At 39.6% G+C, this 13,547-nt stretch carries 12 protein-coding genes and 2 pseudogenes; 5 read left to right on the top strand and 9 right to left on the bottom strand.

The annotated features are described in order from the left end of the window. Window positions 1–19: 19 nt before the first annotated feature. The 4 genes from OC530_RS06200 to rpsO form a co-directional block, all read right to left on the bottom strand. Window positions 20–775 carry an ABC transporter ATP-binding protein gene (locus OC530_RS06200; RefSeq protein ID WP_262080554.1) on the bottom strand — a complete coding sequence of 252 codons (756 nt, stop codon included), beginning with the start codon at window positions 773–775 and terminating at the stop codon, window positions 20–22. A gap of 1 nt (window position 776) precedes the next feature. Continuing rightward, the gene (locus OC530_RS06205; RefSeq protein ID WP_262080556.1) at window positions 777–1,823 is read right to left on the bottom strand and encodes an iron ABC transporter permease; all 1,047 of its coding nucleotides are present in this window, start codon (window positions 1,821–1,823) and stop codon (window positions 777–779) included. 232 nt (window positions 1,824–2,055) lie between these two features. Beyond that, window positions 2,056–2,676: a CadD family cadmium resistance transporter gene (locus tag OC530_RS06210; RefSeq protein ID WP_000531713.1), complete on the bottom strand. Its 621-nt coding sequence runs from the start codon at window positions 2,674–2,676 to the stop codon at window positions 2,056–2,058. 680 nt (window positions 2,677–3,356) lie between these two features. Beyond that, window positions 3,357–3,626: a 30S ribosomal protein S15 gene (rpsO, locus tag OC530_RS06215; protein ID WP_001018251.1), complete on the bottom strand. Its 270-nt coding sequence runs from the start codon at window positions 3,624–3,626 to the stop codon at window positions 3,357–3,359. A 202-nt stretch (window positions 3,627–3,828) separates the two neighbouring features. Between rpsO and OC530_RS10215 the strand changes: the two are divergent. The 3 genes and pseudogenes from OC530_RS10215 to thrS all read left to right on the top strand — a co-directional run bounded on the left by OC530_RS10215 (window position 3,829) and on the right by thrS (window position 6,468). Then, window positions 3,829–4,203: pseudogene (locus OC530_RS10215) on the top strand (hypothetical protein). Between the two features lie 100 nt (window positions 4,204–4,303). Further along, window positions 4,304–4,484: pseudogene (locus tag OC530_RS10250) on the top strand (hypothetical protein). A 40-nt stretch (window positions 4,485–4,524) separates the two neighbouring features. Continuing rightward, on the top strand, window positions 4,525–6,468 hold the full coding sequence (thrS, locus tag OC530_RS06220) for a threonine--tRNA ligase (protein WP_262080566.1): 1,944 nt from the start codon (window positions 4,525–4,527) through the stop codon (window positions 6,466–6,468). A gap of 92 nt (window positions 6,469–6,560) precedes the next feature. Here the strand turns inward: thrS and OC530_RS06225 are convergent, their stop codons facing one another. From OC530_RS06225 to OC530_RS06235, 3 genes are all read right to left on the bottom strand, one after another. Further along, window positions 6,561–8,072: an ABC transporter ATP-binding protein gene (locus tag OC530_RS06225; protein WP_004242726.1), complete on the bottom strand. Its 1,512-nt coding sequence runs from the start codon at window positions 8,070–8,072 to the stop codon at window positions 6,561–6,563. A 798-nt stretch (window positions 8,073–8,870) separates the two neighbouring features. Then, window positions 8,871–9,845 carry a sensor histidine kinase gene (locus OC530_RS06230; protein ID WP_262080589.1) on the bottom strand — a complete coding sequence of 325 codons (975 nt, stop codon included), beginning with the start codon at window positions 9,843–9,845 and terminating at the stop codon, window positions 8,871–8,873. Next, window positions 9,838–10,515 carry a response regulator transcription factor gene (locus tag OC530_RS06235; protein ID WP_000548991.1) on the bottom strand — a complete coding sequence of 226 codons (678 nt, stop codon included), beginning with the start codon at window positions 10,513–10,515 and terminating at the stop codon, window positions 9,838–9,840. Before OC530_RS06235 ends, OC530_RS06230 begins: the two co-directional genes overlap by 8 nt. Before the next feature lie 155 nt (window positions 10,516–10,670). On the opposite strand from OC530_RS06235, the gene OC530_RS06240 reads away from it, so the two are divergent. Together OC530_RS06240 and OC530_RS06245 are read left to right on the top strand one after the other, a co-directional pair. Beyond that, window positions 10,671–11,744 carry a DUF2974 domain-containing protein gene (locus OC530_RS06240; RefSeq protein ID WP_262080595.1) on the top strand — a complete coding sequence of 358 codons (1,074 nt, stop codon included), beginning with the start codon at window positions 10,671–10,673 and terminating at the stop codon, window positions 11,742–11,744. A gap of 90 nt (window positions 11,745–11,834) precedes the next feature. Then, entirely contained in the window at window positions 11,835–11,960 is a 126-nt protein-coding gene (locus OC530_RS06245) for a hypothetical protein (RefSeq protein ID WP_262080596.1), read from the top strand. 21 nt (window positions 11,961–11,981) lie between these two features. On the opposite strand, the gene OC530_RS06250 is transcribed toward OC530_RS06245, so the two are convergent. Continuing rightward, entirely contained in the window at window positions 11,982–13,001 is a 1,020-nt protein-coding gene (locus OC530_RS06250; RefSeq protein ID WP_218764194.1) for a YdcF family protein, read from the bottom strand. 68 nt (window positions 13,002–13,069) lie between these two features. Then, window positions 13,070–13,507 (bottom strand): Rrf2 family transcriptional regulator, encoded by a 438-nt coding sequence (locus OC530_RS06255; protein WP_001166795.1) that lies wholly within the window; start codon window positions 13,505–13,507, stop codon window positions 13,070–13,072. Between the last annotated feature and the right edge of the window lie 40 nt (window positions 13,508–13,547).

Here is a 13,547-nt window from a genome sequence, read left to right on the forward strand (position 1 = left end):
CTTGTTTTCCTTTTCATTCTTATAAATAGTGAATCATGGCTTGCTGATCCTCGGTCCAAGTAACCTGACTTTGAACTCCGTATACAGTTTGCAATGACTCAGGGGTGATGGTCTCCTTTGGGGTCCCTTGGTAAAGGATTTCTCCCTCTTTCATCAGATAGAGATAATCCGAATAGCGACAAGCAAGTTGAATATCATGTAGGACAGCTAGAACATTGATCTTGAGATTTTTCACAATGGCTAACAAGTCTAGCTGATACTTGATATCCAGATGGTTGGTTGGTTCGTCTAGGAGCAAGAGAGTCGGTTCTTGCGCCAAGGCGCGAGCTAACAAAACTCGCTGTTTCTCTCCCCCTGACAGAGACGAATAGAGACGAGTTTTCTTCTCGAGCATATCCACCTTGACAAGAGCATCTTGAACGAGAACATAATCTCTTTCCTTTTCCTTCTGTAAAAAAGAGAGGTGGGGAGTTCTTCCCAGCAAGACGATTTCCTCAACTGTACAATCAAACTGCAGCTGGTTAAACTGGGTCACAACTGCCATTTGCTTGGCTGTTTCTTTGAGCGTCCATTGTTCCAGAGGCTTTCCATCTAGGCTTATCAAGCCTTTGTCCACCTTTTCCTGACGATAAAGGAGTTTAAGTAGACTGGTTTTTCCACTTCCATTTGGTCCTAGTATCGTGTGAAATTGATTCCCTTCAACCTTAAGAGAGACTCCTTTGAGGATTTTTTTCTCTCCTAGTCCAAAGTGGACATCCTGACAAATCAAGTCCATATCAGACCCTCACCTCCCTTCGCCTACCCCCAACAATGTAGATAAAGAAGGGAGCACCTACCAAGGCTGTGAAAATACCAATAGGAAGCTCTGCGTTTGGAATGATGATACGAGAGAGTACGTCTGCCCAAATGACAAAGAGGGCACCTAGCAAGGTTGCAACAGGAAAAAGCCTCTTGTAATTCGTTCCTACTAACCCTCGAGCTAAATGTGGAGTAATCAGACCGACAAATCCAATAATCCCACAGGTTGCCACTAAAACTGCTGTCAGCACAGCCACCATGGTCACATAAAGATACCAATAAAAGCGTAAGGGAATTCCCAAAGTTAAAGCAGCCTCATCTCCCATCATCATCGCATTGAAAACACGATACTGAGTAGAGAAAAATAGAAAGGCCATTCCTACTACTATAGTTGGCAGGACCAAGTCAGACCAGGTAGTCCCGGCAAGAGAGCCCATGGTCCAAAATTTAATGGTCATCACACTGTCCGCATTAGCTCCGACTGAGATAATAAAGTTTGAAAATGCCAGAAAGAGAGCGTTGACCACCGTTCCTGATAAAATCAGACTAGAAGTCGTCATCCTTCCCTGCATAGAGGCAATGATGAGGACAGCAATTGTTGCCAAAATAGCTCCAAGAAAAGCTCCAAGGCTAATCATCACTTTTAAACCAAGAATGATGCTCAAGGTTGCTCCTAGAGTTGCACCCGCAGATATTCCTAAGACATAAGGCTCAGCGATGGGATTGTTCACTGTAGACTGCATCACACTACCACACATAGAAAGGCCTGCTCCTACTATCAGACCTAACAATACTCGAGGGAATCTCATGTTCCATACAATGGCAAGAGTAGACTTGGAAACCTCTCCTATCTCAAGAGGAAATCCCAACCTGCTCAAAATAATCCGATAGGTATCTCCTAGATCAATCGCAACAGATCCCATTGAAACTGCTAGAAAGAGAGAAATCCCTAAAATACCTAGCAAAACAACTAAAAGTAACACAAATTGCTGGTCTTGTCGGCTTCCAGAAAATTTGGAAAGCATGAAAACCTCCTTTGATAGAATCTTAAAAATTTAGAAAATTCTCATGAAAAGTATACCATATTTTCAACAATGGAACAAGATGAGAAAAATAAATATAATTGGTCTTACAGTGCTAATAATCGTAACCGAAGATTATACTTGAAGATATCGAGGGAAGGTGACAACAAAAAAGCCCTCTGAAGTCCGAGAGCCAATTTGAGCTCGGGATAAAATCCTAGTGAAACAAAAAAATCTACACGGTCAGAAAAGTCTCTATCGTGCCATTTTCATACATGATGTATAGTCCAAGTAGAATGAATACTAAGGGCACAATGATTCGCTCGTATTTTTCAATTGTCTCGAATATTAAGGGAATAGAGGATAATACCCGACTAATCTCGCATAAGATAATTATGCCGATTACAAACACAAGCAAGGCCACGAGGGTCTGTGACCAATCTAATGAAGCAAAATAAGGTATATAGATACCTAAATTATCTCCGCCAGACGCAATTGTTAGCAATGTAACTGTCCAAAACAGTTGATTTGCCTTGCTTTGTTCTAATCTTTCAATAATTTCTTCCTCTTCTTCCTCTTCTTCCTCACCTTCTCCAACAATTGCAAAGCGAATCCCTAAATAGATAGGGATTAAACCAAGCAATCCAACCATCCATTCTTCAGGCACGAAATTAACGACATAAGCAGCAACTAAACTCGCCCCTACAAGTAAGCCTGTGCCTAGATATTGCCCCGCATAAATATGCCATTTTTGTTTATTCTGTGATAGCTGTGCAAATAAAATAAATAAAATAATTAAATAATCGATACTGGTGGAAATATAAACACCAATAGCAGATATGATTGTCTGTCCCATAAAAAACCTCCTGTATTGGTCAGTAATAAATCAGCAGATTTTAGGAGAGCACAGACACATTAATTTAGCTATCGCTAGTGGGTAATGTCGAACATAGGAAAGCATTTTACTCCTCCTCAAAACGTAGTTACAAAGTAATTTCTAACTGGAATTCGGTGACTACTTCCATGTAAAGTATAACATACTATACTTTACTTCGTAAAGTGTGGGCTCTCCGAAGGGGCTTGCAGACAGCTACTCGGCATTTCAAGCCGAGTAGCTACGCACCCTTATGGTGTAATTAGCTGATACCATTTGAGGTTTTTGTGGTCTCCAAAATTGTGACCGATAAAACCTCAATAAAAAAGCCCTCTGAAGTCCGAGAGCTCCAGTCTTGCTGGATAAAACGTTTATAGACTAGGCGACGAGGCGAAGGTTGTACAAAATTTTTAGTGAAACAAAAAAATCTCCCCGAAGGGAGATCATTCTGGTTTATTTTACCTTACAGTGCTAGGAACTGTAACCGAAGATTATACTTGAGTATATCGAAGTAAGGTAACAAAAGTAAAAAGCCCTCTGAAAATCAGAGAGCTCCAGTCTTGCTGGATAAACCGTTTATAGACTAGGCGACGAGGCGAAGATTGTACTAATGGTACATCGAGCCGAAGCCAACGAAGTATAGAAACGGTTTAGACGCAAGATTAACGACGAAGTCCTAGAGAGTTGATTAACTCACGGTAACGGTTAACGTCGTTTTTACGCAAGTATGCAAGCAAGTTACGACGGCGACCGATTTTTTTCATCAATCCACGGTAAGTAGCGTGGTCTTTTTTGTGTTGTTTGATGTGTTCGTTAAGGTGGTTGATTTCCCAAGTAAGGACAGCAACTTGAACCTCTACTGAACCTGTATCACCTTCGTGACGTGCATATTGTGCGATGATTTCATTTTTTTTCTCTTTTGAGATTGCCATGATGTTTCTCCTTTTTATTTGGCTTCATCCGAGTGACAGGTTGGCATGCCTGTAACCAAGAAGAAGTTATTTGTCTTTACGACAATCCCTATTCTACCAATAACTAACTTCTTTGTCAACAGATTTACTTTCTTGTTTTAAACATGCTATAATAATCATATCAAGAGATCTAAGTTATCTGTTTTTAAACGAGGTGATTATCATGCCTAGATTCTATTCCCATCTCCCCTACTATCTGGTCATATTTTTCTTTTATTGGCCACTTTATCAGTTGTTATCACTAATTATTTCTGACCCCCTTTTGCTCAAGAGTCTCTACGTAAATAATATTCTCTTCTTTACACCTCTGGTAATCTTGATTGTATCGTTACTCTATAGCTACCGTTTCCGTTTCTCACTTTGATGGTTAGTTGGTAACGGACTGCTCTTTTACTTTACTATCATAACCTTTGGTGAGTTTATACTAATTTACTTGCTAATCTATGAAACAGTTGCTCTGGTCGGCATGGCTTCCGGTATTGGTATCAAGCATATTCTACAAAAAATGAAAAACAAAAAACTTTCACAAAATCCTTGAAAAATCTCACAATCATGCTATAATAATCCATAGAGACAAGTCACTTAGTCCCTTTCTACTAGAGAGTGCGTGGTTGCTGGAAACGCATAGGAAGCCTAAACTGATACTACTCTTGAGTTTTTATGAAAACATAAAACGGTGGCTACGTTAGAGCCGATCAGAGGTGTTCCTCTCTTTTGAGGTACATAAATGAAGGTGGAACCACGTTGCGACGTCCTTTCGAGGATGTCGCTTTTTGTTTTTCTAGCTTTCACAATCCTCTATCCCTGTTTTCAGAATAGGGTTAACACATTCGTCAATAATATAAGTAAGGAGAACATCATGATTAACATTACTTTCCCAGATGGCGCTGTTCGTGAATTCGAATCTGGCGTTACAACTTTTGAAATTGCCCAATCTATCAGCAATTCCCTAGCTAAAAAAGCCTTAGCTGGTAAATTCAACGGCAAACTCATCGACACTACTCGTGCTATCACTGAAGATGGAAGCATTGAAATCGTGACACCTGATCACGAAGATGCCCTTCCAATCTTGCGTCACTCAGCCGCTCACTTGTTCGCCCAAGCAGCTCGTCATCTTTTCCCAGACATTCACTTGGGAGTTGGTCCAGCCATCGAAGATGGTTTCTACTACGATACTGACAACACAGCTGGTCAAATCTCTAACGAAGACCTTCCTCGTATCGAAGAAGAAATGCAAAAAATCGTTAAAGAAAACTTCCCATCAATTCGTGAAGAAGTGACTAAAGACGAGGCACGTGAAATCTTCAAGAACGACCCTTACAAGTTAGAATTGATTGAAGAACACTCAGAAGACGAAGGTGGTTTGACTATCTATCGTCAGGGTGAATATGTAGACCTTTGCCGTGGCCCACACGTCCCTTCAACAGGTCATATCCAAATCTTCCACCTTCTCCATGTAGCAGGTGCTTATTGGCGCGGAAATAGCGACAACGCTATGATGCAACGTATCTACGGTACAGCTTGGTTTGACAAGAAAGACTTGAAAAACTACCTTCAAATGCGTGAAGAAGCTAAGGAACGTGACCACCGTAAACTTGGTAAAGAGCTTGATTTGTTCATGATTTCTCAAGAGGTTGGTCAAGGACTTCCATTCTGGTTGCCAAATGGTGCGACTATTCGTCGTGAGTTGGAACGCTACATTGTTGACAAAGAGTTGGCTTCTGGCTACCAACACGTTTACACTCCACCACTTGCTTCTGTTGAGCTTTACAAGACTTCTGGTCACTGGGATCATTACCAAGAAGACATGTTCCCAACTATGGACATGGGTGACGGGGAAGAATTCGTCCTTCGTCCAATGAACTGCCCACACCACATCCAAGTCTTCAAACACCATGTTCACTCATACCGCGAATTGCCAATCCGTATCGCTGAAATCGGTATGATGCACCGTTACGAAAAATCTGGTTCCCTCACTGGTCTTCAACGTGTGCGTGAAATGTCACTCAACGACGGTCACCTCTTCGTTACTCCAGAACAAATCCAAGAAGAATTCCAACGTGCCCTTCAGTTGATTATCGATGTTTATGAAGACTTCAACTTGACTGAATACCGCTTCCGCCTCTCTCTTCGTGACCCTCAAGATACTCATAAGTACTTTGATAACGATGAGATGTGGGAGAATGCCCAAACTATGCTTCGCGCAGCCCTTGATGAAATGGGCGTGGACTACTTTGAAGCCGAAGGTGAAGCAGCCTTTTATGGACCAAAATTGGATATTCAAGTTAAGACCGCTCTTGGAAAAGAAGAAACTCTTTCTACTATCCAACTTGACTTCTTGCTTCCAGAACGCTTCGACCTTAAATACATCGGAGCTGATGGCGAAGAGCACCGTCCAGTTATGATCCACCGTGGAGTTATCTCAACTATGGAACGCTTCACAGCTATCTTGATTGAGAACTACAAGGGTGCCTTCCCAACATGGCTTGCACCATACCAAGTAACCCTCATCCCAGTATCTAACGAAAAACACGTGGACTACGCTTGGGAAGTGGCTAAGAAACTCCGTGACCGCGGTGTCCGTGCAGATGTAGATGAGCGCAATGAAAAAATGCAGTTCAAGATCCGTGCTTCACAAACAAGCAAGATTCCTTACCAATTGATTGTTGGAGACAAGGAAATGGAAGATGGAACTGTTAACGTTCGTCGCTATGGCCAAAAAGAAACACAAACTGTCTCAGTTGATGACTTTGTTCAAGCTATCCTTGCTGATATCGCCAACAAATCACGCGTTGAGAAATAAGAATCTAGTAAAAAGTCCTTAAAATCAGAAAAACGCATAATATCAGGTTCAGAATGACCTTGTTACTATGCGTTTTATTCTTTATAATTTAGCTATTTCAAAATTACAAGTTCTCCATTCTTAATTTCCCAAACTTGGTCAAACTTACTTAATAATTCGTTTTGGCGATGTAAAGTAACAATGACGGCACTTGGTAGTTCCAGAACTCTTTCCAATTCCATTTTAAACTGATTAGTATCCAAGGCAGAGAAAGGTTCGTCTAGAATAAGCAATGGATTTTTACGATTTTTCTCACGATTTAAATACATTCGTTGTTGCTGACCACCTGACAGGGATTGTGGTGGAATTTTTTCAAAATCTTCTTCTCTGAATTTTTCATTGAAACTATTGAATAGCGTTACATTATTTTCATAACTCGAAATAAATGTATGTTCTTGTTGCAGAATCATACCGAATCTTCCCCAAAGATGGTCCAAAACAAGCCCATCTAGCACAATTTGTCCTTCAAAATCTTCATCTGTTCCATTTAAAATGTTGAGAAGACTACTTTTTCCAGACCCATTCTTACCAATAAGCGCAATTTTATCCCCTTTTTGAATCGTAGCGGAAGTAATTATCAATTTTGATTCTCCCAGTTGTTTGGAAATGTTTTTCAAAGTAATCGTATCAAAAGAATGTTGAGGTGCTTGAACTGAAACGGGTCTCCCAACAATGTTTTGAAAACTCTTGATTACAGGCTTTACGGACTCTAACATTTGTAAATCATAAAGGATTTCCTGTATTGGTTCAGAAAAAGCATTAATATATCCGAAACTCGCCACCACCTCAGGAATACCGAGTTGCTGGTGAGATAGAGAGTAGGCTAAATAAATAAACAGAACAAGACTAATGAATTCAAAAGAAACACCTGTCAATAAGATGCCTGTAATTTTTGTCAAACCATACTTAAAATACTTATCCTGCAAATTCTTTAGAGAACTCTTTTGTTGATTCAAAAAATGCGACATAGTTAGTTTATTTACCAAATGATGTCCCATGAGCAAATCCTCCAAAGTTCGATAGTAATCTCCTTGTTTTTTCAAGTAAACCTGTCTACGATTAGCGGTCAACTTCCCAACGATTTTAGGAATTTGAATACTAATTCCAGTAGAAAAGATTAAAATCAGTGATACAATAGGATTAATTGTTCTGCTAATAATGAAAGCGTAAATGATGATACGTAAAATTTGTTTGATAAAACTCATCAATGGAGGAAGGTAATCCTTTTCCAACGAATCTAGGTCATTAGATTGATAGGAAATATACTCTGCTACTGTTTTCTGCTTGAAATCGTGGTGACTGAGTCCCAGAAGTGAACGAAACCACTCATTTTTCAAAGTAGTCGAAAAGATAATCCCCTGCTTCCAATCAAGTATCATTTGGATATAGTTACAACTCAAATAGCCTGCCACTGACATAGAGTAACCATATAGAGCTACTTGATAATCCCCTTTGATTAATGCCTGCGTGAAATACGGTAACAAAGCTGTGCAGATATTCGATACTACACCAAAAAGAAAATTAAAGAAGAGATACCATCTAATAGTTTTAAGATATGGTAGCATATACGATACTCCTTTCTAATGCGTTTTTTTACATATCGCAGAACAATCTCTACTATTCCCTATTTCAGATAGTGCGATACTCGGACATTGAGTGCAATAATTGTAAATCACACAAGTACTGCCGTTTTTACTATCATTCAAAATATAATTTGCTATTTTGTAAAATATAGGTCTATCCCATGTTTCTTTGATAGATGTAAAATGAATATTTCCAATACTTCTATTGAAAGTAAGCTTTTTCAGTTTTTCTAACGATTTAGGCTATTTCGTGACACACCCACAATCCGTGAAAATTCTGGTTATATCAGATTATGTGATTTTCGTAAGAATTTTATATTGTCTCCAATCATGGCAGTCTCCTTTTACTTGATAAAACTATTGTAACATTTAGAAATTAAAAACTGGTTCAAAATCAATAGAATGTGTGTATTCGATACATTCAATAAATTCTTGGAAACAGTTCCACACCAGTTACACAAATCTATATACACCTATCTCATTCAAAATAAAAAGAAAGCTGCAGTTCTTTTAATCCTGTATCAACGATTCATTCTGAAATCGAATAGGAGACATTTCCCAAGTCTACAATTCACTTCATCTCAAATTAATTTTTGTAATTCACCCTTAGTTTATAGATTTTATACTCAATAAAAGTATAAAGCATACAAAACTTCACTTTGAACCAGTATTTATACTATATTCCGTATTAAAAATTCTATTATTGGTTTTGTAAAAAACAGTCTTCAAATATCCTGAAATATAGCAAAAAGAGATTGGGTAAAAACTCATTGTCTCTTCTCACTCAAGGACTAAGTTCACTTGAGCAAACTGAATCCGCACTATCGTTCCTTTTCCAACCTCAGACTCGATACGAATCTGGTGACCCAGTTCTTCAGAAATTTTCTTAGATAGATAAAGGCCAAGTCCAGAGGACTGCTGGGTCAAACGGCCATTGTATCCTGAGAAACCACGTTCAAAGACTCGGAGGACATCACTGTTTTTTATCCCGATTCCTGTATCCTTGATACAGAGTTCCTGGCCTTCCATATAAATCTCCAGACCACCTTCCTTGGTGTACTTGAGACTGTTTGAAATAATTTGCTCAGTAACCACTAGTAGCCACTTTTTATCCGTCACGATTTCTTTATCAAGGTCATGTAGATTGACATTTAGGCCTTTTTGAATAAAGAAAAGAGCATATTTACGAATTATTTCCTTGACCAAGTCCTCAATTTGAACCTGCTTTAAGACCAAATCATCATGAAAACTTTCTAAACGCAGGTACTGTAAAACTAGATTGGTATAGGAGTCGATTTTGAAAATTTCCTGTTCCAACTGCTGCTTCAGTTGGCGGTCAGCTACTTCTGCAACTAAGAGTTGACTGGCTGCAATGGGGGTCTTAATCTGATGTACCCACAAGGTGTAGTAATCCAGCAAATCCGTCAGTTTTCTTTCTGAATCTGACCTTTGCTGATAGAGTTCCATCTCACGCGCTTCTAATTTTTCAGCCAAAACTTTTTCCAATGGAGATTTGACTTCCCTTTCCCCATAGAGAAGTTCCTGGCGATAGACCTGCATTTCCACCAATATGTCCCAAGCGAAAAATAAAATGGTTACAAAGCAACACAGCAGGAAAAAGTAGAGAAAGTAAATTCCTAGACTAGCAAATAAAAACTGAAAGAGTAAGACCAGAAACGTCAAAGAAAGCAGATAAATCAAAAGACGACTACGGGAGCGCAGATAGGCTAGAGAAAATTGTTTCCAATCAAGCATGCTTTAATCCGTACCCTATTCCTTTCTTGGTTTCGATAAATCCTACCAAGCCCTGCTCTTCCAACTTTTTACGCAATCGAGCCACATTGACAGAGAGCGTATTATCATCAATAAAAAAGTCGCTGTTCCAAAGTTCCCGCATGAGGTCGTCACGCGCTACAATATTGCCCGCATGCTCAAACAAAACGCGTAAAATCTGGAATTCGTTCTTGGTCAAATTCAAGACTTGCCCTTGATAATGTAAATCCATTGATTTGGTATTGAGAATCACACCAGCATATTCCAGTAAACTCTCGTCACGCCCAAACTCATAGGAACGACGCAACAAGCCCTGAACCTTGGCTAAAAGAACCTGCTGGTCAAAAGGCTTGGTCACAAAGTCATCCGCGCCCATATTGATTGCCATGACAATATCCATAGCCTGGTCTCTCGAAGACAGAAACATGATAGGCACCTTGGAAATCTTGCGAATCTCCTGACACCAGTGATAGCCATTAAACAAGGGCAGCCCAATATCCATGAGGACCAGATGAGGCTCCGACTGGACAAACAGACTCAAAACTTCCATAAAGTCTTCTACCAGAACCACTTCAAATCCCCATTCAGAGAGCATTTTCCCGACCTGTTGACGAATGACCTGATCATCTTCTACTAATAAAATCTTGTGCATGCGCTTCTCCTTTTCTATTATTATAACAGATTTTTCCATGCTCGAAGGTCTGAAACTGAATTTGACATAGCTTGTTTTTAGCCAACATAGTGAGGCAATCCTAGTAGCTAATTTAAGGGAAATTTGATAAGATAAATAAAAAGAAAGGAGCTATTATGGTCAATATTTTTGATTATCTGAAAGATGTCGCACACGATTCCTTTTACGACCTTCCTTTAAATGAATTAGATATTTTAGCCTTAACAGAAACCACCTACTTACCCTTTGATAATCTGATCTCCACAAGTCCTCAGCGACTTTTAGACCTGGCACCTCAGGTTCCAAGAGAATCTAACATGTTGACCAGTAAAAACCGCCTCCAGCTATTAGATGAACTAGCTCAACACAAACGCTTCAAAAATTGCAAACTCTCCCATTTTATCAATGACATTGATCCTGAATTGCAAAAACAGTTTGCGGCTATGACCTACCGCCTCACTCTCGATACCTATCTGATTGTCTTTCGTGGGACTGATGACAGTATCATTGGCTGGAAGGAAGATTTCCACCTGACCTATATGAAGGAAATTCCTGCTCAAAAGCACGCCCTTCGCTATTTAAAGAACTTTTTTGCCCACCATCCTAATCAAAATGTCATTCTGGCTGGGCATTCCAAGGGAGGAAATTTAGCCATCTATGCTGCTAGTCAAATTGAGCAAAACTTGCAAGATCAGATTACAGCAGTTTATACCTTTGACGCGCCTGGTCTCCATAAAAAACTGACACAAACCGAGGGCTATCAAAGGATAATGGATAAAACCAAGGTCTTCATCCCACAAGGGGCCATTATTGGTATGATGATGGAAATTCCTAACCACCAAATCATCGTACACAGTACTGCCTTGGGTGGTATCGCCCAGCACGATACCTTTAGTTGGCAGATTGAGGACAAACACTTCGTCCAGCTGGATAAGACCAACAGCGATAGCCAACAAGTCGACACAACCTTCAAAGAATGGGTGGCCACAGTCCCTGATGAGGAACTCCAGCTCTATTTCGACCTCTTCTTTGGCACCATTCTTGATGCTGGGATTAGCTCCATCAATGACCTATCTTCCTTAAAGGCACTTGAACACATTCATCATCTCTTTGTCCAAGCTCAATCCCTCACTCCAAAAGAAAGAGAAACCATGGGACGCCTTACCCAATTATTGATTGATACCCGTTACCAAGCCTGGAAAAATAGATAGTACTCTTGAAAATCAAATATATACAAAACAAAAGACCTAGAATACATAATTTCATGTGCATTCTAGGTCTTTTAAAATGTACTTTATACTATGAAAATCAAAGAGCAAACTAGGGAGCTAGCCGCAGGTTGCTCAAAACACTGTTTTGAGGTTGTGGATAGAACTGACGAAGTCAGTTACATCTACCTACGGCAAGGCGACGTTGACGTGGTTTGAAGAGATTTTCGAAGAGTTTTATTACCAAATAATTCCCTTGTAGGATAGTAAAGTACCTACTAAAAAAAGGACATAAAAGGCCACAAAAAGCCATTTCATCTTGACACAGAGCGCTACGTACTCCCGAATAAAAGCAGATGGTATGTAGTAGCCCGCTGTCCGACAACCTAGACCATCACCTTTCATTTTTAGCTTGCGAGCATAGTTACTAGTTCTAAAGACATGATAATCATTTGTTACAAAGAGAAATTGAGGTTTAGCTACCAGTTTCTCGCCAAGTTCTTTAGAATAGAGGAGGTTTTCGTAGGTAGTAGTTGACTTATCCTCTAGGACGATTGCTTCTCTTGGCACATCTGTTTCTTCTAGTAAATAGTTAACAATCGCCTGTGCCTCAGAAATCTTTTCGTCCGCCCCTTGTGCACCGCTGGCTATGATTTTGATATGAGGATTCTTAGACTTGTGGTAAGCTTCTACTGCCTTATCGATCCTCCGTTTCAGCAGAGGAGTCACTTTTTCTCCACCTAACAAACCTGCACCGTGAATGATAATAAAATCATAATGCCTCTTCTTAGGAATAAAGAGATACAAGATAGAGTACAACATAAAACCTGCAAAGGCAGAGCCAAAAATAAGATAAGAGTAGGCAATGAATACAAATAAAATGTTTAGAAAGTGATTAGTGTAAAATAATTCATATCTATCTCCAAAGCGAAATAACATCAAGGCAAAAAATACCAAAATGGCTATTCCAAGGAGCATCGAGAGATAATTGGCCTTTGAACGTCCCTCTCGCTTCAATAGGATAAGGCCATTATAGATTAAAAAGATGCCACTCAGAAAAATCAGCAAGGGGAGTAAAACAAAGGCAAAACCATAGAAAGCAAGCTGAACATTCTCATACCCGTTTTTATAAAAAAGGTAGGATAGATAAACATAACTTGAAATGAGAGATAATAAAAATAATACTGGATTCCACAAACTTCTATTATCCTTCCAAAATGACAGTATAAAGGCTAATATAATTCCTATAACGAGATACATTTCTTCCTCCTTTAATGATTCTATTTTATCATAATTATCCAAAGAAAAAAAGAGGGCATCTCTCCCTCTTAATCCTTCATCTGACTCTCTGCATCAGCCACAACTTGCTCTAAACTAGTCTGACCAAGCTCTGCCTCCATGGCCAGCTGGATTCTCTCCAATTTTTGATCCAAAACATCATGAATATGGGCTCCAACTGGACAATTTGGATTTGGATTGTCATGGAAACTGAAGAGTTGACCAGTCTTACCAAGACACTCAACCGCTTGATAAACATCTAAAAGACTAATATCCTTGAGATCCTTGACAATCTCAGTTCCCCCTGTTCCACGCGCAACTGAAATCAGCTCTGCCTTCTTCAACTGGGACAAGGTTTTTCTGATAATGACAGGATTGACCCCGACACTAGCAGCCAGAAAATCACTGGTCACCTTGCTTTCCTTCCCCTTGAGGGCAATGATTATCAGCATATGAGTCGCAATGGTAAATCTACTTGGAATTTGCATGCTCTTCTCCTTTTTACGAGGCTACCCTGCCTCTACTCTT

This window comes from Streptococcus sp. Marseille-Q5619, from assembly GCF_946901205.1.
Classification (GTDB): Bacteria; Bacillota; Bacilli; order Lactobacillales; family Streptococcaceae; genus Streptococcus.